At 58.4% G+C, this 24,201-nt stretch carries 19 protein-coding genes; 5 read left to right on the top strand and 14 right to left on the bottom strand.

The features are described from left to right. Positions 1-133 precede the first annotated feature (133 nt). Complete coding sequence (locus ACN0RV_RS05240) at positions 134-379, top strand: YdcH family protein (protein ID WP_417346218.1); 246 nt, start codon at positions 134-136, stop codon at positions 377-379. Here ACN0RV_RS05240 and ACN0RV_RS05235 read toward each other — a convergent pair. Together ACN0RV_RS05235 and ACN0RV_RS05230 are read right to left on the bottom strand one after the other, a co-directional pair. Then, a complete protein-coding gene (locus ACN0RV_RS05235) occupies positions 376-3,456 on the bottom strand; it encodes an efflux RND transporter permease subunit (protein WP_417346216.1) in 3,081 nt (1,026 codons plus the stop codon). The two genes, ACN0RV_RS05240 and ACN0RV_RS05235, sit on opposite strands and share 4 nt — an antisense overlap. Further along, positions 3,453-4,568, bottom strand: a complete 1,116-nt coding sequence (locus ACN0RV_RS05230; RefSeq protein WP_417346214.1) for an efflux RND transporter periplasmic adaptor subunit — start codon at positions 4,566-4,568, stop codon at positions 3,453-3,455. Before ACN0RV_RS05230 ends, ACN0RV_RS05235 begins: the two co-directional genes overlap by 4 nt. 102 nt (positions 4,569-4,670) lie before the next feature. Between ACN0RV_RS05230 and ACN0RV_RS05225 the strand changes: the two genes are divergently transcribed. Next, entirely contained in the window at positions 4,671-5,282 is a 612-nt protein-coding gene (locus tag ACN0RV_RS05225; protein WP_417346212.1) for a TetR/AcrR family transcriptional regulator, read from the top strand. Positions 5,283-5,315: 33 nt separating this feature from the next. On the opposite strand, the gene ACN0RV_RS05220 is transcribed toward ACN0RV_RS05225, so the two are convergent. From ACN0RV_RS05220 to ACN0RV_RS05210, 3 genes are all read right to left on the bottom strand, one after another. Next, complete coding sequence (locus ACN0RV_RS05220; RefSeq protein ID WP_028110887.1) at positions 5,316-5,570, bottom strand: VF530 family DNA-binding protein; 255 nt, start codon at positions 5,568-5,570, stop codon at positions 5,316-5,318. Positions 5,571-5,679: 109 nt separating this feature from the next. Further along, a complete protein-coding gene (locus ACN0RV_RS05215; RefSeq protein ID WP_417346210.1) occupies positions 5,680-6,243 on the bottom strand; it encodes a chalcone isomerase family protein in 564 nt (187 codons plus the stop codon). A 147-nt stretch (positions 6,244-6,390) separates the two neighbouring features. After that, positions 6,391-7,677 (bottom strand): OprD family outer membrane porin, encoded by a 1,287-nt coding sequence (locus tag ACN0RV_RS05210; protein WP_417346208.1) that lies wholly within the window; start codon positions 7,675-7,677, stop codon positions 6,391-6,393. Between the two features lie 488 nt (positions 7,678-8,165). Between ACN0RV_RS05210 and ACN0RV_RS05205 the strand changes: the two genes are divergently transcribed. Together ACN0RV_RS05205 and ACN0RV_RS05200 are read left to right on the top strand one after the other, a co-directional pair. After that, the gene (locus ACN0RV_RS05205; protein WP_417346206.1) at positions 8,166-9,932 is read left to right on the top strand and encodes a flavocytochrome c; all 1,767 of its coding nucleotides are present in this window, start codon (positions 8,166-8,168) and stop codon (positions 9,930-9,932) included. 131 nt (positions 9,933-10,063) lie between these two features. After that, complete coding sequence (locus ACN0RV_RS05200; RefSeq protein ID WP_417346204.1) at positions 10,064-10,948, top strand: LysR family transcriptional regulator; 885 nt, start codon at positions 10,064-10,066, stop codon at positions 10,946-10,948. Here ACN0RV_RS05200 and ACN0RV_RS05195 read toward each other — a convergent pair. The 4 genes from ACN0RV_RS05195 to ACN0RV_RS05180 form a co-directional block, all read right to left on the bottom strand. Next, a complete protein-coding gene (locus tag ACN0RV_RS05195; RefSeq protein ID WP_417346202.1) occupies positions 10,945-12,147 on the bottom strand; it encodes a MerR family transcriptional regulator in 1,203 nt (400 codons plus the stop codon). The two genes, ACN0RV_RS05200 and ACN0RV_RS05195, sit on opposite strands and share 4 nt — an antisense overlap. A 386-nt stretch (positions 12,148-12,533) precedes the next feature. After that, the gene (locus tag ACN0RV_RS05190) at positions 12,534-13,277 is read right to left on the bottom strand and encodes a response regulator transcription factor (protein WP_417346200.1); all 744 of its coding nucleotides are present in this window, start codon (positions 13,275-13,277) and stop codon (positions 12,534-12,536) included. An 85-nt stretch (positions 13,278-13,362) separates the two neighbouring features. Beyond that, on the bottom strand, positions 13,363-15,267 hold the full coding sequence (locus ACN0RV_RS05185; RefSeq protein WP_417346198.1) for a hypothetical protein: 1,905 nt from the start codon (positions 15,265-15,267) through the stop codon (positions 13,363-13,365). A 270-nt stretch (positions 15,268-15,537) separates the two neighbouring features. Then, a complete protein-coding gene (locus ACN0RV_RS05180; protein WP_417346196.1) occupies positions 15,538-16,848 on the bottom strand; it encodes an SLC13 family permease in 1,311 nt (436 codons plus the stop codon). Between the two features lie 206 nt (positions 16,849-17,054). Here ACN0RV_RS05180 and ACN0RV_RS05175 point away from each other — a divergent pair, with 206 nt between their 5' ends. Beyond that, a complete protein-coding gene (locus ACN0RV_RS05175; protein WP_417346194.1) occupies positions 17,055-18,113 on the top strand; it encodes a permease in 1,059 nt (352 codons plus the stop codon). Between the two features lie 58 nt (positions 18,114-18,171). Here the strand turns inward: ACN0RV_RS05175 and ACN0RV_RS05170 are convergent, their stop codons facing one another. From ACN0RV_RS05170 to ACN0RV_RS05150, 5 genes are all read right to left on the bottom strand, one after another. Further along, on the bottom strand, positions 18,172-19,443 hold the full coding sequence (locus ACN0RV_RS05170) for a quaternary amine ABC transporter ATP-binding protein (protein ID WP_417346192.1): 1,272 nt from the start codon (positions 19,441-19,443) through the stop codon (positions 18,172-18,174). Next, positions 19,436-20,335: an ABC transporter permease gene (locus ACN0RV_RS05165; protein ID WP_417346190.1), complete on the bottom strand. Its 900-nt coding sequence runs from the start codon at positions 20,333-20,335 to the stop codon at positions 19,436-19,438. Before ACN0RV_RS05165 ends, ACN0RV_RS05170 begins: the two co-directional genes overlap by 8 nt. Positions 20,336-20,409: 74 nt before the next feature. Further along, complete coding sequence (locus ACN0RV_RS05160; RefSeq protein ID WP_417346188.1) at positions 20,410-21,417, bottom strand: ABC transporter substrate-binding protein; 1,008 nt, start codon at positions 21,415-21,417, stop codon at positions 20,410-20,412. 454 nt (positions 21,418-21,871) lie between these two features. Next, positions 21,872-23,293, bottom strand: coding sequence for a DUF4397 domain-containing protein (locus ACN0RV_RS05155; protein WP_417346186.1), 1,422 nt, complete (start codon positions 23,291-23,293; stop codon positions 21,872-21,874). Between the two features lie 462 nt (positions 23,294-23,755). Further along, positions 23,756-24,142, bottom strand: a complete 387-nt coding sequence (locus tag ACN0RV_RS05150) for a DUF4920 domain-containing protein (RefSeq protein ID WP_417346184.1) — start codon at positions 24,140-24,142, stop codon at positions 23,756-23,758. Positions 24,143-24,201 lie beyond the last annotated feature (59 nt).

The following is a 24,201-nucleotide window of genomic DNA, read 5'->3' as shown; positions in this document are numbered from 1 at the left end:
CCATCGCTCTGGGGGCGGTGCTGGAGAAGGTGGCAATACTGGACTAGGTTTTAGGTATGCCATCCGGTTGTGTTGTCGTCCACCTGGGCGCAACGCAGCCTTTCTCTCACCTGACAACTCACAGGAGCTCGCGATGCTTGGAGAGAGTCATGCCCTCGTCGACGATTTTCCCGACTACAAGGATAAGATCCACAGCCTGAAACATATGGATGTGGAGTTTGCCACCATGGCCAGGGAGTACCACAGTTTGGATCATCAAATACGGGGGCTGGAGATGAACGACGTGCCCACCAGCGATGAGGAGTTTGCCCGATTGAAGATGAGGCGGGTAGAGCTGAAAGATCAGCTCTACAACCGCATCATCAACTCTGACCGCTAGGCGGTCGCTTCGGTTGTGAATCGGGCTCCCTTGGGGGCCCGAATCATTATGTAGCAGGCGGGAACGAACACGAAGGAGAGGAAGGTGGTCAGCAGGGTGCCCCCGGCGATGGCCACCGCGAAGGGGGGCCAGAAGCCGCCACCGGCCAGGATCAACGGCAGGAAGCCGCCGAAAGTGGTGATGGTGGTGGAACCGATGTGGCGTCCGCAGCCCACCACGGTATCGATGATGGCGGCCATGTTGCCGCCGACCGCTTCCGGGTTCTCCTCCAGCTCCGCCAGGATGACGATGGCGGCGTTGATGGCCAGACCGGCCAATCCCATCAATGCATTGATCACATTGAAGCCAAAGGGGTACCCCATCAGGTAGACCGACAGCAGCCCCAGCCCGGCAGACTGGGCGGCGCTGGCCAGGATCACTGTGGTCAGGCGGAAGGAGTTGAAGCTGAGCACCACCACGCTCACCAGCAGGACGCTGATGATGGTGACCGACGACATCAGCTTGGCCACCGCCTGATCCCGCTTGGCACTCTCCCCGCCGATCTCCAGCCGGTAGCCCGAGGGCAGGCTCGCTTCAAACTCTGCCAACTGAGACGCCATGGCATTGAGCACCTTGGAGGGCAGCACCCCCGCCTCCAGGTAGCCTTCGATGGTGTTGATGCGCTCGCCATTGCGCCTGGGGATGGTGGCGCGGCCGGATTCAATGCTTAGCTGAGCCAGGGCGGACAGGGGCAGCATGGTGGGGATCTCCTGACCGCCCACCAGTTGCACCGAGCCAAGGTCTGCCGCCTGGTTGCGGTCATTGGCGTTGAGGCGTACCCGCACCGGCAGGTTCTCCACCCCCTCGAGGACGCTGCCACCCACCACGCCATCCATGGAGGCGCGCAGTTGCCCTGCCACCTGGGCCAGGGTCAGGCCCCCGGCCAGGCTGGCCTCCTCATCGATATCCAGTTTGATTCTGGCAGCGCCGGCAGCCAGGGTGTTGCGGGTCTGAATGATGTGATCCTGATTGCCCAGCATTAACCTGAGTTGGTCACCCAGTTCGGATAGTCTGTCCAGTTGCGGGCCATAGAGCCGCAGCTCGATGGGGGCGTTGAACGGCGGGCCCTGCTCCAGCTTGCGCACCAGGATCTGCATCTGCGGATAACGCTGGTCCAGCTGCTGCTGCAGAGTGGGGATCAATTCGTTGGCCACCTCAAAATCGCTGGCGGTGATCATCCCCTGGGCGTAATTGGCCGCCCCCTGTCGCCTCTGCAACAGGTTGTAGTAGAAAGAGGGGGTGTTGCGGCCAAAGGTCCACACCGTCTGTTCGATGCCCGCCTGTTCCCTCAGCCAGGCATCCAGCTGACGCACGCCGTCTACAGTGGCTGGCAGGCTGGATTGCTGCGGCATGAACACCTCGATGTGGAACATGTCCCGATCCGCAGCCGGGAAAAATTGCTCGGTCATCTGGCCGGCGGCCCAGAAGCCGGTGGCCGGGGTGAGGAAGATCAGCAGCAGGGTGGTTTTCGGCCACACCAGGGCGATGGCCAGGGTGCGTCTCAATACGGCCCCAAGCCAGGGCAGGGTGATCCCCTGCTGCCACCAGTGATTGCCCTCCCTGGGCTTGATGAAGCGGCCTCCCAGGCCAGCCACCAGAGTCAGGGAGATCAGGTAGGAGCCAATCAGGGCGAAGCTCACCGCCAGGGCGATGCCGCCGACAAACTCGCCGGCGGGACCTGGCATCAGGAAGATGGGGGCAAAGGCCAGCACAGTGGTCAGGGTGGAGCTGGCCAGCGGCAGCCAGAACTGGCGCAAAGTGGCGGAAACCGCCTCTACCGGGGTCATCCCCCGGCTGCGCCTCTGGCCTATGGCGTCCACCACCACGATGGCATTGTCCACCATGATCCCCAGGGCCACCACCAGTCCGGTGACCGACATCTGATGGATGGGCAGGCCATAAAGCTGCATGCAAAACAGGGTAAAGAGCACGGTCACCGGCAGGGCGAAGGCCACCAGCAGGGCGCTGCGCCAGCCCAGGGTCACCAGCAGCACCGCCAGAACCAGCATAAAGCCCAGTCCCAGGTTACCGGTGAGCTCTGACAGCCGCACTTCGGTGTACCCCTGCTGGTTGAACTGGGTCTCAAGCAACACGTTGGAGGCGATCAGTGGCTTGACCCCCTCCAGGGTCTGTTCCACCTGGGCATTCCAGCGGTCGATACGGGTGTCAGGCAACATGCGCACCGCCACCAGCACCCCCTGCTCGCCCTGGCTGAGCACATAGTCGTCCGGGGGCCAGCGCACCGACCGGCTGACGTTGGCCACATCCATTACCCTCAGGGTCTGCAACTGATTATCGGGACGCAGAGGCACCTGGCGGATGCGGTTGAGGGAGACCAGCTCGCCGGAGACCTCCAGCTGGGCCCGGATCGCCTCGCCTTCGAGGCTGCCTGAGGCGGTCTTGCTGTCGGCGGCGCGGATCTGTCTGGCCAGATCGTCTACGGAAAGGCCAAGGGCAAAGAGTTCGGCGTCGTCGATGGAGACCAGGATCTCCTCCTCGGGGGCGCCGACCACCTTGACGAAATCGGTGCCTGGCAACAGCCTCAGCCGGTTGGCCAGCTCCTCGGCATAGCGTCCCAGGACGGTGGGATCCGCCTGGCCGCCTCCCTGCCAGGTAAAGGAGAAGATGCGGGTGAAGGCGTAGGCCAGCTGGTCATCCAGGGTGGGGGCGCCGGTTCCCTGGGGCAGGGCCGGGGCCGCATCGCCAATCAGATCCCGGGCCCTGGACCAGACGGGATCCGCATCCATGATGCGATCCTGCAGTTCGATGGTGACCACGGAGATCCCCGGCCTGGAGTTGGAGGTGAGGTTCTTGATCTCATCCAGCTGTCGAAGTTTGGCTTCCAGGGGTTCGGTCACCAGGGCCTCGACCCGTTCGGCGGTGGCGCCGGGGTAGGGGGTGATCACCGCCGCCACCCTATTGGTCAGGTTGGGATCTTCGGTGCGGGGCAGGTTGGTCAGGGCGCTGAGGCCGCTGACGATCAGCAAAGCCGTCAGCAGGGCGGCGACTCTGGGGTTTTGAACCAGGGCGCGAATCATAGCTCTTCACTGCGGCTGGCGGTGAGGCTGGCATCGGTGGCCAGCACCACTCTCTGACCAGCCACCAGTCGTTGCAGTCCGGTGGAGACCAGGCGGTCGCCGTCGTCAATGGCGCCGGAGACCCAGGCGTACTCCTGATCGGCGTGCAGCACCCGAACGTCCCGGCGGGCGATCTGGAAGCTGCCATCCCCCAAATCCTCCAGTATGTAAAGGTTCCACAGGCCCCGGACCCCGGCGGTCAGCGCGGTCAAAGGGACTCGGGTGGTGTCGGCGACAATGCGCTCCTCCACCTCCAGATAGAGCAACTGACCGTTGAGCAGGGTGGGTTGTTCGGGCAGGGCAAATCTCAGGGTGACGGTGCGGGTGCCCGGGTCTACCTGGGCACTGCGCCCCAGATAGGTTACCGGCAGGGACTGGCCGTCGACACTGGCCTGCCACTGCTGGCGGGTTTGCAGACGCTCCAGCAGACGGACCGGCAATCCCACCCGGGCTTCGGCGGCGCCGTTGGGCACCAGGGTGAAGGCCACCTGGCCGTTGCCTGTGACCTGACCCTTGGTCAGTTGGCGCCTGGTGACCGTGCCTGAATAGGGCGCCTTGAGGGTGCTCTTCTGCAGACGGATATTGACCGACTCCAGGTTGGCGTTCAGTTGTTGCTGGCGGGCCTGCAACTGGGCTTTGCGGCTGCGCAGTTCGTCCAGTTGTTGCTCAGACTGGTACCCCTGTTCCGACAGGGTCAGCTGGCGTTTAAGGGTGGCTTTGTTGAGGTCCAGGTCGGCGCGATTCTGCGCCAGGGTCGCCTTGAGTTGCTCGGCTTCGCTGCGCAGCAGGCGGGTGTCCAGGGTGGCGAGCACCTGGCCGGCCACTACCTCCTGGCCAATCTCCACCTCAATGGTGGCCACGGTACCCGGAGACTCAAAACCGATGTCACTGGTTCTGGGGTGATACACTTTACCCACGAACCTGTGGGTCAGAGGGTAGCTGTGCTGCAGCTGGACCTGCTGGGCATGGACCTCCAGGGGAGGCTTGACCGGCGCACTCTTACCCTGCTGGCTGCAGCCGGTGGCGATGAGGAGCAGGCCGCACAGTGGGCCAAGAAATTGGTACGCCGTCATAACATTCGAATTACAATTAGACTAGACGGTCTAGTTTGGTAGAATCAAACTAGACTGTCCAGTCCAGTTGGTGAAGTTTTTGTAAATATTTTGTGGGGCGCTATGGCCGTTGTAGCTAACGATCGGAAAAGTAAGAAACGTTCTCAGATCCTGGAGGCGGCCGCCGAGCTGTTTATGCAGAAGGGGCTGGAGAACACCTCCATGGATGAGGTGGCGGTGCAAGCCGGGGTGTCTAAGCAGACGGTTTACAGTCATTTCGGCAGCAAGAACGATCTCTTTGTGCACTGCATCGAGGATCGTTGTGTCAGCGCCCAGATGACCGAAGAGAACTTCGAGATGGACGCCGAGCCCGAACGGTTCCTGCTGGGGTTCGCCCGTCGATTCCTGGATATGATCCTCAGTCCAGAGGTGCGTCATGTCTATTGCTCCTGTGTCCGCAGTTCCGAGAGTCACCCAGAGCTCTCACAGCTCTATTACGAGGCGGGACCGAAACGGATGATGGAGCTGGTCACCAGTTACCTGACCAGGTTGAAAGACGCCGGGGTGCTGGTGATGGCCGATCCGGCCATTGCCGCTCAGCAGTTGTTGTTGATGTTGCACACCATCGACAAGATGCGTGGGGACCTGGGATTGGATCTGAAGATGGATGAGGCCCAGCGAGAGGCCTATGTGCAGCAGACGGTGACCATGTTCCTCAAAGGTTATCGGCCATAGGAAAAGGAAAAGGCGCGGTGGTCCGCGCCTTTTCTAATTCTGGTTGCCCGAGTGTTGCTGCCACTCCTCAATGTCCTTGATGGAGTCCAGGTAGAGCTGTTCCACCTTTTCCCTGGCCCAGGGGGTTCGCCGTAAGAATTTGAGGCTGGATTTCACCGAGGGGTTGGAGTTGAAACAGTTGATGGGGATGCGCCGGCCCAGTTCCCGCCAGCCATAGTACTGGGCGAGGGTCTCCACAATCTGCTGAAGTTTCACCCCGTGCAAGGGGTTGTTGGGTTGATGATCCATTGGGCACTCTGTCCGGGGCTGCTGCATGAGGGCGGCAGTGTAGCATTGCCAGCCAGGGTAAAATAGAAAAGGCGCGGAACACCGCGCCTTTTTCTCATCTGGGCTGGGCCTAGCCGCCCAGCATGGCGTCCTTGAGATCGTCATCGGCAGGGTCATCGCCCAACCAGATCCCCAGCAGGGCCTGACGGAACTCATCTCCTTCGATCAGGGTCAGCAACTGGCCATTTTTGTAGGCTTCTACACCGACGCCAGGCAGGGACAGCAGGGTGAATTGGTCTCCCTCCACAATCTGATCGCTGAATACCGCGATAAAGGCGTCGATCTTGGGTTTCAGTTGGTCATAGCCGTCGCCGGCGCTGCTCTGAAAGCCCTCCTCGATGGAGTCGATCATCTTGTCTGAGGTGATCAGCCCGGAGACGATGTTCAGGCGGATGGCGCTGGTCTGGTTGCCCTCGAGAGCCAGCTGCTGATCCAGTCCAGACTCACTGCTGTAGAGGCTGCCCACATAGAGGTCCATAAAGAACTTGGAGCGAATTCCCGCGCCGCTCAGGGCCAGGGGTTTGCCCTGGAGTTCGATGGTATCGTCAACCGCCACTCCGGCGATCTCGGTGGCGGCCTGAGCCGGAATCAGCAGGCTGGCTGCCAGGGCAGCGGCAAGAGTCAGTTTTTTCATCGTCTACAACTTGATGGTGGGTGTTGGCCGCAGTGTTGCAGGTGTTGTTCCTGGGCACAAGCCTGACGGAAGAAAGAGCTGAAAAACGGGAGTAAAAAGAGAGGCTGAGCCAGCGGGAACGGACTACCCGCTGGCTGGGCTTAGCCCTTAGAAGTTGAATTTGTAGCTGTAGTCCAGGTAGAGGCGGATGTCGGTTTCATCCTCTTTCACCCCATCCACGTTGCCCACTTCGTCGGAGTTGTAGTCGTGCCACACGCCGGTGAACTTGAGGCCTTTTACCGTGGGCACCTTGTAGGTGACCACCAGCTCCTTCCAGTCTTCATCGGCGGTGCCAAGGGCAGGATCCACCGAGTTCTCCGCATCCCAACCCTGGGCGGCGGCGATCTCTGTGGTCAGTCCGGGCACCAGATCCTGCCAGTTGTAGATGACCGAGACCTTGGCCACGGTCTCATTGGCGTTGGTCAGATCCGGTCCCACACGGCTGCGGGTGGGGAAGGGGTTGCGGCCATGGTCGCCGGCGAAGTTGTCCTCAATCCAGATGTCATCGAACTTGGAGATGGCTGCGGACAGCTGCAGGTTGTTGCGCTTCCAGATAGCCTCGGCGTACACACCCATGCCGTCGTTGTCGCTGCGGGTTTCACCCTTAACCGCACCATCGCGATCCTCGTCATCCAGATCGCCACTTTCGGCGGCAGTGACAAAGAGCTGGCCATCGTCACTGGAGGTGAACACACCGGCAGAGAGCTTCAGGCTGGAGTCATCAAACTGAGTCAGGTAGCTGCCGCGCAGGCCGAACTTGCTCAGGTAGTCTTTGGAGTTGAGGTATTCGGTCTCCACAGTAAAGGCGTCAAACTTGTATTTGAGGCCGATTACCGAGATGTAGTCGATGGCCCCTTCGTCGGTCTGGTCGGTGCGAAAGCCGACAAACTCGTCGTCGTTACGGGCGGACCACTTGTCGTAGACGGCGCAGTAGACAGACAGGCCCTTCATCGGTTTATACAGGGCGTTGATCCCCTGGTAGGTGTTGGCGACGGCGCGGCTGCCGGAGCTGCTGAGCAGCATGGACTTGTGGGTCTGGCGCCCCAGCTTGATGGCGAGACCATCAATCGGGGTCAGGTTGACGTAGGCCTGACCCAACAGGGCAAAACCTGACATCTCACCATCTTTGACGGTCAGAACGTCGGCTTTCACCAGGCCATCGCTGCCCAGATCTTCGACGAAGTAGGGGGAGAGGCCAATGCCGATCCAGCCGCCATATTGGGGGGTGGTCCAGTCGGCGGTAATGGAGAAGGCGGATTGGGTTCGATCCTTGGCCGGGTTTTCATATTCGCGATCAAAATAGACCAGTCGGGATTTGGTTTTCAGTTGGTAACCGCTGTCATCGGCATTGGCGGCCATGGAGGGGGCACACAGCATTGCGGTTGCAATACTCATGGCAAGATAGTTCTTGTTTAATTTGGGCATCATCATATCTCCAGCATTTTATATCTTGAGTTATTTCTATTTATTCCGTTGGTTATTTTTATTTAACAGCCAAGCTAATAATTTCGTTGTTGATCTCTCTTTTTTGACCGAGGCGTCATCTCGTCCGGCTAAGGACGGTGGCTGCCTTATCTTGTCGTTCAATTCTGTGTTTGTGAGCGCCCACCAACCTTCTAAGTCGCTGCTGTTGGTGTGCCTCTGCCGGTTGATGATTCAGGCCTGTAGCGCCACCTTGGTCTTGGGACTGAGCACAGTCTAAAAGGTGAAGTAATTTCGATTTTTGAACATTCTCACAGGTGAACAGATTGTTGTTCAGAGTTTTTTAATTGGTTTTAAAAAACTTGAAACGGGCAGATATTTAAATTTGAACCGGATCAAATCAAAAGAAATGGCGTGATTGATATGCTGAAAAAACACCAATAAACCTAATCGGAAAATACATGATGAAACCTAAGCTGAGTTTTTTATCCGTTGCTGCGGTGATGCTGGCGCTCTCCTCCGGCGCCCAAGCCAAGGGGAATGGCCTGGCTGATTTCCATGCGGAGATGGACGGTTGTCAAACCTGCCACACCAAACCCATCAAGGTAAGCGACAGCGAAACCCACGAAAACGCCCAATGCGTTGAGTGTCACGGCGGCTACCAAGAGCTGGCCAACAGTGAGCTGCACTTTGATCCTCACACCTCCCACCTGGGTGAGATCAACTGTACCTCCTGTCACCGTGGTCACGAGGCGCCCAAGTTCTACTGCAACGAGTGCCACTCCTTCGAGCATGACAACATGCCGTTTGCCGACGCCAAGAACAAGAAAGCCTGGGACGCCGAGTGGGATCAGCAGGCGATTCAGAAGGCGATCGCCAAGGGTCCCGTGGAGACCACCGAGGTGATCGTCGTGGGTGCCGGCAGTGCCGGTTACAACGCCGCCATCTCCGCCAAGCGTGAGGGGGCCAAGGTAATCTTGTTTGAAAAAGCGCCCTTTACCGGTGGTAACTCCATGCTGGCAGCCGGTGGCTTTAATGCTGTGGGTACGCCTCAGCAGGCCAAGAAGGGGATCGAAGACAAGGTTGAGTGGTTTGTTGAGGACGCCATGAAGGGCGGCCGCTATCAAAACGACCAGGAGCTGGTGCAGATCATGGCGGATCACTCCGCCGACGGCATCAAGTGGCTGGAGTCTCTGGGTGCCAACATGAATGACCTGAAGCGCTCAGGTGGTGCTCGGGTTGAGCGTACCCACCGTCCATCCGGTGGCGCCAGTGTAGGGCCGCACATCATCCACACCCTGCGTGCGGCTGCCGAGCGTGAAGGGGTTGAAACCCGTCTTAACTCCCGCGTTGAGAAGCTGGTGCTGAACCAGGACAAGAGCATTGCCGGTGTGGTGGTCCACGGTAAGCACTCAGGTTACCGCATGGTTGCTGCCAAATCTGTGGTTCTGGCCACTGGCGGTTACGGCATGAACAAGGAGATGATCGCCTACTATCGTCCCACCTTTGCCGACATGACCAGCTCCAACAATGTGACCGCCACCGGTGACGGCATCCGTCTGGCCAAGGAGATTGGTGCGTCCATGACCGACATCGACTGGGTACAGGCTCACCCCACCATCGGTAAGGACAGCCGCATCCTGATCTCCGAGACCGTGCGCGGTGTCGGGGCCATCATGGTCAACACCGACGGTCAGCGCTTCATCAATGAACTGACCACCCGCGATCGTGCGTCTGACGCCATCCTCAAGCAGAAGGACCAGTACGCCTGGTTGGTGTTCGACCAGCAACTGGTCGAGAAGAAGAAGATGGTCCGGGGTTATGACCACCTGGGCATGCTCTCCAAGGGCAACACCATCGAGGAGCTGGCCAAGGTGACCGGCATGAAGGACCTGCCCAAGACGGTTAAGGCTTACAACGGCTTCCAGAAGTCCGGTAAAGATGACGCCTTCGGTCGCGATCAGATGCCTTTGAACATCACCAAGGGTCCCTTCTACGCCGTTCGCGTGGCGCCCGGCATCCACCACACCATGGGGGGCGTGGCCATCAACAAGGAGTCCCAGGTGCTGAACCTGCAGAGCTGGCCCATTCCTGGTCTGTACGCGGCGGGTGAAGTGACCGGTGGTATCCACGGCTACAACCGCCTGGGTGGTAACGCCATCGCCGACACCGTGGTCTTCGGTCGTCGCGCCGGTGCCCATGCTGCCGAGTTCGCCACCAAGCAGTAATTCAACTCATCTTCTCACGCAGCGTCAGCGGGGCCCGGACTTAGGGTCCCGCTGTTTTGGTTTCTGCGTGAAGCGTACCTCGGCATCGCTCCGGCTTTACCGCTAGACTGGGGCTTCAACGGGAGAGTGTTATGAGAATCACCCTGAAACAGCTGTTGGTGTTCCAGGCCATCAGTCAGACCCAGCAGGTCTCCAAGGCTGCCAGGCAGTTGCACCTGTCGGTGCCCGCAGTGAGCATGAGCCTCAAGGAGCTGGAGTCCTCTCTCGGGGCGCGGCTGTTTGATCGCACCCCTCATGGGCTGGTGATGACCGATTCCGGCAATCTGGTGCTGGCCCACGCCAACAAGGTGCTGAACCAGGTCAATCAGCTGGAGCAGCTGTTCAAGGAGCAGGCCCAGGGGGTGGGTGGCACTCTCAACATCGGCGCCAACAAGACTTCGGGCAACTATGTGCTGTCGAAGAAGCTGCCCCTGTTCAAGACCCAGTACCCCAACGTCAACACCAGGCTGAAGATCCTCTCAAGCTCCGCCATCGAGGAGATGGTGCACAACAACGCCCTGGATCTGGCCTTCATCAGTCGTAAGCCGTCGGATAAGGAGATGGAGTACATCCGCTGGCGCAGCGATCGGCTGTGTATCGTGGTCTCTCCCGGGCATAAACTGGCCCACAGGCCAGCGACGGCGGCGGATCTGAGCGCCGCCACCTGGATCCTGGATGAAGAGGAGTCCGCTACCCGGGTTGAGTCCCTGCATATCTTGCGCGAGCTGGGGGTGGCGGTTCAGGATGAGATCGTGATGAACACCATGGGGGCGATCAAGCGGGCGGTGGGCACCGGCCTGGGGCTGAGTATTCTGCCGCTGCTCTCTGTGGATGCGGAACTGGAACGGGGCGATCTGGTGGAGGTGGCCACCGACGGTCACAGCGAGTCCAGGTACATCTACGCCATCTTTAAGCGGGACAATCTGACCCCCTTAATGGAGCGTTTCCTGGACTGCTGCGAAGTGCCCCGAGGCTAGTCGGTGCGTTTGAGTACCATCAGCTGATAGTCGAAGCGTCCCTCGCTGCGATCCAAGATGGTCAGCTCCCGCTCCAGGTCGGCCACCGCCGGTGAGTCGGCCAGCTTCTCAGACAGGCTTTGCAGTCGCTTCCTGAGTGGTGCGGTGTAGGCCTGCCATCCCGCCGGTCCGACCCCGCGGTGCGCTACCGGTCGGTAGCCCGCATTCTCCGCCTGCATCAGTCGTGTTGAGACGCGCTGCATGTCTGGGTACCCCTCCTGCCAGAACGCCTTAACCTCCAGATCATCACGGCCAAGTTGTTGAGCATCGGCAAACTCGTCCAGCCACACCAGGTCGCTGATCACCAGATAACCACCGGGCTCCAGCAGAGGGCGCCACTGCTTCAGGGCGTTTTCGAAGCCGATGATGTAGCAACTGGCTTCACTCCACAGCAGATCAAAACTGCCCGGTTCGAAGGGGAGGGCGGTCATCGAGCCATTGCAGGCGGTGAGCTTCTGTTCCAGCCCCAGCTGGCGGGCGCGTGTCAGCATGTGATTCAGGCTGGGCTCCAGGTTGTCCAGGCCTATCACCCGAGCCTGGCTCTGCTGCGCCAGCAATATTGCCGAGGCGCCTGTGCCGCAGCCGATGTCCAGTATCCGCCTGGGAGACGGGCTGACCTGACTTAAGGCCCAGAGTGTGCTGTGGTCGGTACCTGGACCGTGTCGCTCCAGGCCATTAAAGATTTCCAGAAAATCGTTCATATACTCCTCGTGACCATAGAGGTCTCTGGAGAGCCAGCGCAACCTCAGTGCGTTGGTTTCGTCCAGCCCTTCGGCTCTCAACCACTGGGTGTGGGCATCCGGGGCCAGAATCTCCAGCTGTTGGTGAAACTGCCTCAAGCCCTCGGGGTTGTCCCCCAGCAGGGCCTGCATCAGGTTTCTCGCCTGGGTTTTGGCGCGAATCTCCTCTTCCAGTTGGGCAAGCCGGTCAGCCAGCAGCTGGCGGTCCAGCCCGGACTCCAGGATCTGCTTGCACTCTCTCAGGCTGAGGTTGCCGGCGTGCAGCTGCTGTATCAGTCGCAGTCGCTGCAGATCCCGGTCGTCGTAGTAGCGGTAACCGTTGTCACCCCGACGGCCGGTCAACAGTCCCAGCTTCTCGTAGTAGAGCAGGGTGGAGCGGGCCAGTCCGGCTCGCTTGGCCAGTTCGGAGATGCGGTACATGAGTCGCGTCCAAAAACAGTGAGGATGCTGACACTAAACTATGAAGCTATAGACAGGTCAACGAACTTGGATGCTTTTTGCCTTGATGCGATGCCCCGGAATCGTGGGAAGAACAAAGGGGCACCGGCTAACCTCTGGTTTGCGGCTGATCGCCCGGGCTAAGTTCGTTAATTGCATCTGAGTGGCTTGACGCTTGACTGAGGGAAGACGGTGTTTATCCAGGTCAGCAACTGAGACTGGATGGCTCTGATGACGGGGCTCCAGTTGGGTGAGTCGCCCATTATCGAGGGGAGCTTTTGTTGATGCTGGCAAACACGGTTTACAGATTGTTTGCTGAGGGCGAACAGCCAGTAATGCCAGTGTTGCCACAGTCATATGGAGCGAGTTCAGATTAGGCCCAGCTTGGCTGCCCGGTAGATGAGGTGACTCCTGTTGTGGCACTTCAATACGCCTTTCATCCGGTCTATGTGGTAGCAGACTCCGCGGACAGACAGATTTTCCGTCTCACTGATCTCCTCCACCGATACCCCTTGAGCAATCAGCTCCAGTACGCGAAGGGCCTTCTTGCTGAACAGTCCATGATTGGTGATGGGATTCAGCCTGTTGATCGCCTCAGAAACAATGTAGCCGGCGTGAAGGCTCAGAAGTCGGTGTAACTCGGCTTCATGTTGGCGACAGTGGCGAACTATCTCCTCCTTTTTCTGGGTGGTGAACAGGTTAAACATGCCTGTCCAGGGGCAGGGCAGTGGCACCAGCCAATTGACCACGGTTTCGACGTCGTTGGTCTGCAAAAACTGCTGAAACTGTTGTCCTGACGAGGTTTTGAGGTTGGGGCCTTCCCAGGGGTTCGGGCCGCTTCTCTTTTTCTTGGTGAGTCCGCTGTCCAGTTTGTCGGCGAACAACCGGAAATAGTACTCCCTGACCTTGATGGCCCGTTGATCTGAGGCGATGACCAAACGCTCTCTCTTAAGTACTTCGGGGCGATACTCTCTTAATTTGGGCAGATCGACGTCAGGCAGGTCATTGTTTTCCAGTGGCAGGTGGAAGCAAAATCCATTAAATCCGAACTGGGTCAAAGACTGCTTCAGGGCGCGAATAATATCGGGATTAGAAAGACTCAGGTTTTTCATTACTCTGACCTTCCAACGTTAGTTCTCTCATTGATGGTAGCGATCGCTCAGGGGGCCGTAAATGCCCCCTGTGCTGGCGCGGTTGTTATTGTGGATTCCGGTGACAGGTCAGGCAGGCGTAAGGGTCTGGAAACACCTTGCTCATGGACCAATCGTTGTTCTTGCTCTCCCATACCTCAGAATAAGGCTTGTGATTGCCGAAGGTGTCGGCAGGCACCGCCTGGAAGGGATCGAAGTGGCCATAGGAGGCGTTGGCTTTCAGATTATCTTCGCCTTTGTAGCGCACCTTGGTCGAGGCATCGTGGTGGTTCTTGGGTTGACGTTCACCGCCATGGCAGAAGAAGCAGCGGGCGTCCTCACCATGGGCCTCGGGGGCGCCGTTGACACCATGGCAACTGGCGCAGTAGTAGGGTTGAGGAGCATCAAAGCCGTCACTTGAGTTGATGGGCCAAGCGTGCCCTCCGTGGCCCAAGGGATTGACATCGTCATTGTGACACTGGGTGCAGTCGGCGATCCCCCAACCAAAGTGGTTGTCGTTCAACAGGGGCGCCGGTCCTGAGTCGTCGTCTGGTACAGACAGAGTTCGAACCACGGCAACGTCTGGAGAGCCATCGCTGGCAAAATTCCACTCGATGGCCTGCTCTCCATTTCGCTCTTTCGGGCCGAAATAGTCGTGCATGTTGCCGTAGGCCCAATAGAGATCCAGGTAGCCAAAGGTCAGTGGATAGACATCCTGCATCAGGTGGATGTGCTCGCCGCCAAAGGGGCCGCCCCAGTCTCGGTCGCACACCTCTTTGCTGACGGGCTCCTGCCCATCCGGGCTGCCGTCGGCAGACCATTCGCAGACGGCATATTTCTGAAAATCCCCATTGGGAAACTGCTTTGACGGGTTATAGAAGTGGGTAAACCAGCCGCGTAATCCGGAGTTTCTCAGCTCGCCAATGCCTGAGAGCGCGTAGTGATCCACCTCGGCACCGGTGGACATGGAGTCCCAGTAGGAGAAGCTCACACCTCCAAGGGCGTCCCGTGCGGCGATCATCGCGTCCATGACGGTGATCACCCCAGGCTGGAAGATGTCACTTCTGTGCCCCTGGGGGGGGACGTGAATGTTCTCGGCGAAGGCCACGATGCCGTTGTTTTCCACGCGTCCGTACTCGACGGCCACCACCTTGGGCACGATAACCTTGTTGCCATTGGCCTGGAAATGCTCCACCTCCTGCCTTTGGATCCACTGGCGTCGGGCGGTCATCTCCTTGGAGAAGGGTTGCAGGGTTATCAGGCTCTTATCCTGAAGCCAATACTCGTCGATGCGCACGTATGTGGCTTCGCCACTGGGTGAAAAGCCCTGCATGGAGCCTCGGGCCCGGGAGAACTGGCCGCCATCGGTATTGAAGCGAAAGTACCAGTCGGGACTGTTGACCATGTCTCCGTCTGCTTCGGACAGTAACCCGTCGCCATCGATGTCCCAGGAGACCTCGAAGGTGAAGCTCCCCAAACCGGAGTCCTGAGGAGAAACGATGTTGGTCAGAGTAAGATCTTGTCGGGTCACCGCCAAGTATCTCAGCAGGTCAAAGGCGGAATAGTAGCCGGGACGAAAGATATCAGGTCGTGCAGTCCCAGCACCCAGCCCATCGGGATTGGTCGTTAGTACCTTGTTCATTTCAGTGAGTGAAATAGAGATGATGGGCTTTTCTTTGTTGCGAATACCCGCCAAGTGGGCATCGATAATTCCAATTTTGCCATCATTATCCAGATCTTTGGCATCGTCACTCAATAACCAGTTTTTTATATCGTCCTGATATTCACCCAACATCAGTTTGATGGTGCCATTCTTGATGGCGTTCGGGGTCACCTGCACATCCAGATAGTCGGGTTTCGATGCTGTTGGCGGGTTTTCGGTTTCAGGAGCCTGTGGCTGATGGTCGTCGTTGCAGCCGCAAAGGGCGCAGGACACTATCGCCGAAATCAGGACAGAGGGTATTAGTTTCATCGTATCTCCTTGCCAAGTAAGCAGTTAATGGCAATAAGCAAATTGTTTTGGGTAATGCATCGAACGGATATCCATTGGCGAAATAGATGGTACGGCGTGTCCAGGGGCGGGCTCACTATGAAAAAGTGCAACTTAATTTGAAAAAGGTAGAAAGTGGGAGGCGTCTTAAATTGAAGAGACGGACTGAGCAAAAATAAAGGGACAGAGTTGAGGCTGAGTATTTAGCGTTTTGGTGGCCAGGTTGGCAGAGATTATTGTTATTTCTCTAGCTTAGCTCATGGCCCAGATTACCAGGGTCAGCACCAGGGCGGCGGAGATCTTGTATTTGAGTCCAAATCCGCGCAGCCCTTGTGGGGTGACGTTGCCGCTGCCCACCACCAGGGTGTTGGCCGGGGTGGCGCTGGGGAGGACAAAGGCCAGGGAGCAGCCAATACCCACCAGGGCGGAGATCTGAGTCAGGCTGGCCCCCTGGGGCTGCAGTAACAGCAGCATCAGTGGCGCCAGCAGGGAGGCACTGGCCACGTTGCTCATGTACTCGGTAAACACGCAGATCAGCAGCAGGAATACGCCAATCTGCAGCATCAGCGGCAGATCGAACAGCAGGGGCGACAGCCACTCCACCAACTGGTTACCGCCGCCGCTGTCGTGCAACACCTTGCCCAGGGTGATGGCGCAGACAAAGATGGTGATCACCCGCCATTTCATCGATCTGATCACCCCAACCGGGGTGATCAGTCCCCTCAGCATCAGCACGGCGACGGAGAACAGCGGCACCAGGGCATAGGCCTTGCTCATCCCCCTCAGGGCCAGGGCGCCACCGACCCAGCCAATCAGGGTGAGCAGCACAATCAGCAGAGACTCCTTCTGAGCCCGGGTGATGGCGGGGGCCTGGGGCAGAGTCAGGGGCTGATTGAAATTGGGGGCAAAGTGGCGCTCCAGCATCCACACCATCAGCAGCCACAGCAGCAGGGCGATGGGGGCGGCGGTCACCAGCCAGCCAATGAAGTCGACGCCGGCCAGTTCGCTGGCGATCAGGCTGGTGGAGCTGCCCACCTGTGTGGCCATGCCTCCCAGGGTGGCACTGAAGGCGATGCCGATGCTAAGGAACTGGATCTTACCTACCCTGTGGTGATCACCGGCGGTCAGGGCGATGCTCATGGCCAGAGGCAGCATCAGCGCAGTGGTGACCACATTGCTGGTCCACATGGAGATGAGGCCGGTCATGGCGAACAGCAGGCGGCAGGCGCGTCGCTCATCCTCTCCGGACAGCCTGCTGAGCAGGGTCAGGGCCAGTCTGTCCAGCTTCTGCTCCCGGCTCAGGGTGGCGAAGCTGAAGCCGAAGATGAAGATCGCCAGGACCGGCGACATCAACACCTGAGCCAGGTCGTTGGGGGAGATCAATTGCAGCAGCAGCGCCAGGACAGGGATCACCACCATGCCCGGCAGCTCCCCCAGCAGACGGCTGGTCCAAAGCACCACGGCCATCAGGAACAGGGCAAGCCCCTGCTCAAGATCAGTCAGGCCGACCAGAGAGGGCCAGGCGATGGTGAGAAACAGCAGTGCGAGGAACCAGTGACGCATAGGACTCCCTTGGGTGAAAGTCCACTCTACTGAATTCTCAGTGGGGATGCTGCCGGACAGTTCAAAGAACACCATCCTGGCAATGAACTGGGTTCGCCCAGGTTGATCGAGGGCAAATGAAATAATTCGAAAAAAATAGAAATAAATCTTGACGGCAATATGCGTGGAAACTAATATTTCGACAAAGTTCGAAATGAGGTGTTCCCATGAGTCCCGAGTTTTACGCAAAACTGGCCGAAGCGGCCGACATGTTCCTGTTCCTCGCCACCGAGCTGATCATCCTGTTTCTGGTGATCAGCTACCTGGTGGGAGTGCTGCAGGAATTTCTGACCCCGGAAAAGATCCAGTCGATACTCAGCTCCCGCAAGGGTAAAGGCTACATAGTGGCGGCGTTTTTAGGGGCGATTACCCCCTTCTGCTCCTGCTCCACCATCCCCTTCCTGAAGGGGTTGCTCAGAGCCAGGGCAGGGTTCGGCCCGATGATGGTGTTCCTGTTCTCCAGTCCTCTGCTGAACCCGGTGATCATCGGTCTGTTTGTGATCACCTTCGGCATCAAGGTGGCGGCCTTCTACTTCGTGGTGGCGATGGCGGTGTCGGTGAGCGCAGGCTACCTGCTGGAGAAGCTGGGTTTCGAGCGTTACGTCAAGCCCGAAGCCTATGAGGTGGCCGGTGCCACCAGCAGTTGCTGTGGTGACAGCAAGCCGGCGGCCACCAGCAGTGGCTGTGACAGCCAGCCTAACGCCAAACCTGAGCCTGCGGTCAGTTGCTGCGCCAGTGCCGAGCCCCAGGTCAGTGTCGACGCTTCCGGTTGTGGCACCGCCACCGCCTGTGCGCCGGCTCAGCAGGTTGAAGAGAATCGCTGGATGCGTCTGTGGCGGGCCACCTGGAAGGACTTCAAGCAGGTGTTCCCCTACCTGATGCTGGGGATCTCCCTGGGGGCCTTCATCTATGGCTTCATCCCCACGGACCTGATTGCCCAGTACGCCGGTGAGGGCAACTGGTACGCCATACCTGTGGCGGCGGTGATCGGCATTCCTCTTTACATTCGTGCCGAGGCGGTGATTCCGCTGAGTTCCGCCCTGGTGGCCAAGGGGATGGCGCTGGGCTCGGTGATGGCGCTGATCATCGGCAGTGCCGGAGCCAGCCTGACGGAAGTGATTCTGCTGAAGTCCATTTTCCGCAACCAGATGATCGCCGCCTTTGTCACCGTGATCCTGACCATGGCCATCGGGGCCGGGGTGATGTACAGCGTGCTGTTTGGTTAAGAGCGGCAGCTGGCGTGCGAACTAAAAAAGCAGGGGCCTGGGCCCCTGCTTTCTTTGGTTATGCGCTTTTGGCCTGTGGGCCATCGCCACCTTGCTCCGTGGGGGCGTCGGCTTCGGGCTGAGCCTCCTCCTCGGCAAGATCTGACAAGACCTCGGCCAGGTGATCCCTGGAAAGCTCCCCCGCCAGGTCGCCTTCGGCGTCCACCACTGGCAGCGGGAAGTCGGCGCCCATGCTCTCTGGAATGATGCTCTCCAGCGGAGCGTCGGGAGAGATGGGGTCCAGTTCGGTGACCTCAAACTCCTCCATGGGCATGCCCAGGTCTTCCTTAGCAGCCTCCTCCAGGGCCTTCTGACAGACCACCCCCTGATACCCCTCGTCACTGACGTAGTAGGCGTAGTCCGCAGGGATCCGCTTCATCTGCTTCAGGGCACCACCAATGGTGGTGGCCGTCAACCTGTGGGCCGGGGGTTTCATGACGGTTTCCACCGTCAGGGCCCGGGCACGATTGACGTCCTTGACGAACGCCTCGACGTAGTCGTCGGCGGGATTGAGCAGGATGTCCACCGGTTTCCCCACCTGCACCAGGTTGCCGTCTTTGAGGATGGCGATGCGGTCGCCAATTCTCAGGGCTTCATCCAGATCGTGGGTGATGAAGATGATGGTCTTGTTCAACTGCTGTTGCAGCTCGATCAACTGGTCCTGCATCTCGCTGCGAATCAGGGGATCCAGCGCCGAGAAGGCTTCGTCCATCAGCAGAATTTCGGCGTTGGTGCACAGGGCCCTGGCCAGGCCGACACGCTGCTGCTGTCCGCCGGACAGCTGGGAGGGGTACTGCTCCTCGTAGCCCGTAAGGTCCACGGTATCCAGCCATTGGCGGGCGCGCTGATTGCGGGTGGCTTTATCCACCCCCTGGACGGTCAGGCCATAGCTGACGTTCTCCAGCACGGTACGGTGGGGCAGCAGTCCGAAGCGTTGGAACACCATGGACATCTTGTGGCGGCGGAACTGCTCCAGCTCCTTCTGGGACAGCCGCATGACATCCACCCCTTCCACCAGGATCTGCCCCTCTGTCGGGTCGATCAACCGGTTGAAGTGGCGGATCAGTGTGGACTTGCCGGAACCGGACAGCCCCATGATCACGAAGATCTCCCCAGGCTGAATGGCCAGGTTGATCGCCTTGAGTCCGACGGTGTGGTTGGTCTGGGCCAGGATCTCATCCTTGGAGAGGCCCTCTCTGACCTTGGGCATCACCTTCTCTGGGGACTCCCCAAACACCTTGTAAAGGTCGCGTACCTCGATAAGGGGCGTGCTGGGTTTTGTGTCAGTCATTGTGACCTCCCTGAATGAATCTCTGGGAGCGTTTTGCGTAAGCCTGGGAAACCCGATCGAAGATGATCGCCAGGACCACAATGGCGAAGCCATTAAACAGACCCAAGGTAAAGTATTGGTTTGTAATGGATTTAAGTACTGGCTGCCCCAGCCCCTTGACCCCGATCATCGAGGCGATCACCACCATGGCCAGGGCCATCATGATGGTCTGGTTGATGCCGGCCATGATGGTCGGTCCGGCCAGGGGCAACTGTACGCCGAGAAGGCGCTGCATGGGGGTGGCACCGTAGGCGGTGGCCGCCTCCAGTACCTCTTTGTCGACCAGGCGAATGCCCAGGTTAGTCAGTCTGATCACCGGCGGAATGGCGTAGATCACCACGGCAATGACTCCGGGAATTTTACCTATCCCCAACAGCATGACGACTGGGATCAAGTATACGAAGGCTGGCATGGTTTGCATGATGTCCAGCACCGGCGTCACAACGGCCTGGGCCCGGTTGGAGCGGGCCATCATGATTCCTATGGGCACCCCGAGGACGATGGCCAGCAGGGTGCATACGGTGATGATGCTCAGGGTGCGCATGGTGTCCTGCCACATCCCCAGGTAGCCGATCAGCAGAAAGGCGACGACCACGGACAGGGACATCTTCCAGGAGCGGCTGGCCAGATAGACCAGGCCGGTGATGGCGATCAGTACCGCCCACCAGGGCGAGTGCACCAGCAGTTTTTCAAACCAGATCAGAAAATCCAGCAGGGGATCGAAGAAGGCCTCGATGGAGTCGCCGTATTCGCGGGAGAAGTCGCGGTAAGCACCGTCGAGATACTTGCGGATCTCCAGCAGGTCCGAGCGGTCCATCTTTGGAAATGAGCCGAGCCAGGAGAAATCAGCCATCAGGTCTATTACCTCTGATTCTATAGTGGGTGAAGTTGGGGTTCCCGGGGCACCATGGCCCCGGGGAGAGGCGATCAGAGGCTATCCACCGCAGACTGTACTTTGGCGGCAATGTCGGCGGGAAGCCACTGGGTCCAGATGGTGGGGAACTCGATAAGGAAGTGCTCGGCAGCGATGCTGCCATCGGCCTGATTGTCCTCCATCCAGGCGAGCAGACTGTTCATCTGCTGATTGGTAAAGGCACGTTTGCTCAGGTAGCTGAACGCCTCCGGTGCCCGTTTCTCAAACTCACTGGTGGTGATGGTCGCAACCTCAGCAGCCGGATACATGGAGACCTTGGGGGCTTCACAGTCGGGCTTGGAGATGCACTCACGGAAATGGTCAGCATCGGCCTTGGCACCAAAATCGACCTTGACCATCTTGTACTTTCCCAGCACCGCGGTAGGGGCCCAGTAGTAACCAAACCAGGGCTTCTGCCGTTCGTAGGCCCGGGCAATGGCGCCGGCCAGACCGGCCCCTGAGCCGGGATCAATCAGGTCAAACCCTTTGCTCTCCAGCTGCAGGGCTCGGAACAGGTTCTCCGAGGAGATCTGACACCCCCAGCCTGCGGGACAGCCATAGAAGGCTGCGCGATCAGGGTCTTCCGGGTGCTCAAAGAGTTTGGCGCTGGCGATCACGCCGGAGATGGTGGCTAGGCTGGGATCCTCGTCCACCATATACTGGGGAACCCAGAAGCCCTCTTCGCCACCGTCTGACAGGGAGTGTCCCGCTTTGGCCAGACGCCCTTCACTCATGCCCCGCTCCACCAGGGCTTGAACCGCGTTGAACCACATCTCCGGCGCCACGTCCGGCTCACCCTTTTCGATCATCGATGTGCTGGTGGGCATGGTATCCCCGGGCACCAGTTCGGCACGGCAGCCGTAGCCATGCTCCAGGATAAACTGATCCACGTTGGCGATGAGGGAGGCAGAGCTCCAGTTCATGTCGGCGATGGAAACTTGGCCACAGTCATCGGCGGCAAAGACAGGGTGAGACAGCGAAGCGCACAGCAGCAGCCCCGACAGAGATTTGGCGTTTTTCATAGGGGAACAACGTCCTTTGCATCCTTGAGAGATCCATTGATCTTACAGGTCTAATCATTTGGGTTCAAATTACCAGCTGGTGGTGGATGTTGTTTGCTGTTCAATACTTGAACTGCGGCGTTGTGCTGATTTGCGTGGCGGCCAGGTTGGGCACTCAATTTTGTTATTGGCGTGTTGCGTTCCGGCTTGGCTGCGAAACGTCATCAATGAAACCTGTAAGTTATGTGCATCAATGGCGTTCTAGGTGTTCCGTTTCCTGCAAGGGCTGCACCGAAATGTGGCTTGTCAAGAAAAGGTTGTCTTGGTGTTGCCTGTTGGGGCGCGGCCATTCAGTTTCCCAGGATTCACCGCGGGGCTGAGTGTGCAGTGCTCTTTAGTTTGAGAACTAACGGTATGCGGGGCGAGGGGGCGAGGGCGTAAGGCGGGCGGCCATCGGCCGCCCGCCTCAGTCGATCTACTGGGGGTGATCTTGCGGGGCCGCTGTCAGGCTAAAACCTGAAGTGGTCTGGGCATCCTCTTGCAGCAGCAGGAAATATTCACTGCTCTGTTCGTCCAGAGTCATCTCCAGGGTCGAGAGCAGCAGGTCAGTGCCATAACTCTCGGTAACGGCCTGAATTCGGTAGCTGTCATTGGGCAGGATGATGCTGCTGGATTCGGAGAACGAGGCGGTCACCGAGTAGCTGCCGTCGGCAATGGTTTCGCCAGGCAGCAGGAAGTGGAAGGTGACCACACCATAGTCGTCCACCAAGTTGACCACTTTGAACTGGTGGTCGTAGATGGAGCTGCGCTGGCTGTTGGCCAGGCTGAGGGTGTGCAGTTTCACCTCATCCTCCTGTTCGTCGTCCTCGTCATAGTCATACTCCTGCAGGTAGACAAACAGGGTCTGATCCTGATCTTCGGTCAGAGAAACCAGGTGGTTGCTTGCCAACGGCTCGCCAGAGGTGGTGTCAGAGAAATCCAGGGTGTAGTCACCGGGCTCCAGGATCTGAGCCTCGCTGAACAGACCTTCTGTCAGGGCGCCGATGTTGCCCACCGGCTCAGGCTGGTTGATGGTCACGTCGATGCTGCCGGTATACTCGGGCAGCAGCTCGTGTTGCCTCAAGCCGTTGTACAACCAAAGCTGGGCCTTGGTCTGGCTGTCGGGGTATTCCACTGCCCCTGTGCTGGTGGAGACTCTGTCCATGGACAGCGGTGCGCTGCCGGCGTCGTCTCTTAAGATCAGGATGTACTGGGTAGTGGAGTAGAACTGAACCGTGGAAGATTGGTAAAGAAGATCGTCGCTGTCTGAGGCGGTGACAAATATCTGATAGCCATCTCTGTCGAAATAGAGCTCCTCAGACTGATTATTGGCATCCAGCTGGAACAGCAATTCAGCCTGGTCAAATCCCTCGTCCTCTTCGGCCCAGTAAATATTCATGGCTGGCACCGACTCGGACAGGTTGATAAAGCGAACACCAAACTGATCATCATCACTGTCCAGGTCCACTTCGGTAATTTGGAAGTGATTGACTTCTCCTTGGGTGATATCACCGGAGACGGTGAGCAACTCCCATTTCTCATTGGAGATCTTAATGGATTCCTCATACAGGGTGACAGTCTCTTCATCACTGTCTTCCCAGGAAAGGGCCAGGTCATAACTGCCGGTGTCATAGCTGAAGTAGCCTGAAGACTCAGGATAGGCAATGCCGGTATGGCTGTACTCGTCGTCGCCCTGAGTCAGAGTAAGGGTCAGGCTGGGGGCGTTGGCTGAACCATTGTAGATCTGAATGTGGCCGCTGTTGGAACTGGAGTCTGAATCGTCGGAGTCACAACCGACCAGTCCCAATCCAAGAAGTGGAATCAAGGCCAGGGGGAACAAGGTTTTATTTATATTCATTTTTGGCTAGCTGGATGAAGAATAAGAGCTTGGATGCTAGCACAACAAATTGGCAACAGAATTCAGGTTTGCACTGCTTTAATTTATTTTCATCTTTTTACAGAAAGGGTAAGAATATTGACCTTTACATACATTTCTTCGAGTGGAAATTATAAGCGGGCAAGTTATCTCTGGATATATATTGTAAAGGCGATGGAAGTTTGTTTCCGTTACTGATTTTGCCGCTCTTAGTATGGGTAAGAATATAGGGCTGATCTGGCCTTGGAGTCGAGACGTCTTTGGGTGATTGTCCCTGAATTGGGAGGCTCGAAAACAGCAGGGTGGCCCTGAGGGCCACCCTGTGAGTATCAGCTGTTTGCCATCTTACTGTTCCAGGATGCTCACGCCGGTCGGGACCAGTTGGTACATGGTCATGGGCTCGGTGACGCTGGCGGGATCGAACTTCTCCCCCTTCTCCTCGGCTCAGTGGGCTTTCATCTTACGGGTCCGCTCCAGATCATACTCCAGCTTCTGCAGCTTGCCGGTGGCGATGGCGGTGCTGCCCTTGGCGCTCACAGGGAAGACCATCTCACCGTCTTTCACCTTGACCCGCAGATTCTGGAATTGCTTGTCCGAGGCGACCTTCATCCAGCAGCCGCGTTTTTCGCACACGGCGACAATGGTGCCCTCGATGGTCACCTGTTTGTCCAGGTAGCTGTCCGGGCTGGCCATCAGGGTGGAGATCTTGGTGATGTTGCCGGCGTCCACCGGAGTACCGAAGTCCAGGGATTCATCGTGGCCAGAGGAGTGGGCCTGCACCGTGGCGGTCAGGCACAGGGCCAGAGTGGCGATGAGTGTCTTGATGCGCATGAGAGTTCCTATCCTTATGTCGTCTTTGGAAACGAGTCTACTGCCTGTATGGGTGGAGT

The sequence above is a fragment of the Ferrimonas sp. genome (assembly GCF_048263965.1).
Lineage (GTDB): Bacteria > Pseudomonadota > Gammaproteobacteria > Enterobacterales > Shewanellaceae > Ferrimonas.
This window is presented reverse-complemented; position numbering and strand designations above follow the sequence as displayed.

Excerpts from the sequence above, each read along its gene's own strand:
- ACN0RV_RS05240 (WP_417346218.1), top strand. The coding sequence starts at position 134 with ATGCTTGGAGAGAGTCATGCCCTCGTCGACGATTTTCCCGACTACAAG.
- ACN0RV_RS05235 (WP_417346216.1), bottom strand. The coding sequence starts at position 3,456 with ATGATTCGCGCCCTGGTTCAAAACCCCAGAGTCGCCGCCCTGCTGACG.
- ACN0RV_RS05230 (WP_417346214.1), bottom strand. The coding sequence starts at position 4,568 with ATGACGGCGTACCAATTTCTTGGCCCACTGTGCGGCCTGCTCCTCATC.
- ACN0RV_RS05225 (WP_417346212.1), top strand. The coding sequence starts at position 4,671 with ATGGCCGTTGTAGCTAACGATCGGAAAAGTAAGAAACGTTCTCAGATC.
- ACN0RV_RS05220 (WP_028110887.1), bottom strand. The coding sequence starts at position 5,570 with ATGGATCATCAACCCAACAACCCCTTGCACGGGGTGAAACTTCAGCAG.
- ACN0RV_RS05215 (WP_417346210.1), bottom strand. The coding sequence starts at position 6,243 with ATGAAAAAACTGACTCTTGCCGCTGCCCTGGCAGCCAGCCTGCTGATT.
- ACN0RV_RS05210 (WP_417346208.1), bottom strand. The coding sequence starts at position 7,677 with ATGAGTATTGCAACCGCAATGCTGTGTGCCCCCTCCATGGCCGCCAAT.
- ACN0RV_RS05205 (WP_417346206.1), top strand. The coding sequence starts at position 8,166 with ATGATGAAACCTAAGCTGAGTTTTTTATCCGTTGCTGCGGTGATGCTG.
- ACN0RV_RS05200 (WP_417346204.1), top strand. The coding sequence starts at position 10,064 with ATGAGAATCACCCTGAAACAGCTGTTGGTGTTCCAGGCCATCAGTCAG.
- ACN0RV_RS05195 (WP_417346202.1), bottom strand. The coding sequence starts at position 12,147 with ATGTACCGCATCTCCGAACTGGCCAAGCGAGCCGGACTGGCCCGCTCC.
- ACN0RV_RS05190 (WP_417346200.1), bottom strand. The coding sequence starts at position 13,277 with ATGAAAAACCTGAGTCTTTCTAATCCCGATATTATTCGCGCCCTGAAG.
- ACN0RV_RS05185 (WP_417346198.1), bottom strand. The coding sequence starts at position 15,267 with ATGAAACTAATACCCTCTGTCCTGATTTCGGCGATAGTGTCCTGCGCC.
- ACN0RV_RS05180 (WP_417346196.1), bottom strand. The coding sequence starts at position 16,848 with ATGCGTCACTGGTTCCTCGCACTGCTGTTTCTCACCATCGCCTGGCCC.
- ACN0RV_RS05175 (WP_417346194.1), top strand. The coding sequence starts at position 17,055 with ATGAGTCCCGAGTTTTACGCAAAACTGGCCGAAGCGGCCGACATGTTC.
- ACN0RV_RS05170 (WP_417346192.1), bottom strand. The coding sequence starts at position 19,443 with ATGACTGACACAAAACCCAGCACGCCCCTTATCGAGGTACGCGACCTT.
- ACN0RV_RS05165 (WP_417346190.1), bottom strand. The coding sequence starts at position 20,335 with ATGGCTGATTTCTCCTGGCTCGGCTCATTTCCAAAGATGGACCGCTCG.
- ACN0RV_RS05160 (WP_417346188.1), bottom strand. The coding sequence starts at position 21,417 with ATGAAAAACGCCAAATCTCTGTCGGGGCTGCTGCTGTGCGCTTCGCTG.
- ACN0RV_RS05155 (WP_417346186.1), bottom strand. The coding sequence starts at position 23,293 with ATGAATATAAATAAAACCTTGTTCCCCCTGGCCTTGATTCCACTTCTT.
- ACN0RV_RS05150 (WP_417346184.1), bottom strand. The coding sequence starts at position 24,142 with ATGCGCATCAAGACACTCATCGCCACTCTGGCCCTGTGCCTGACCGCC.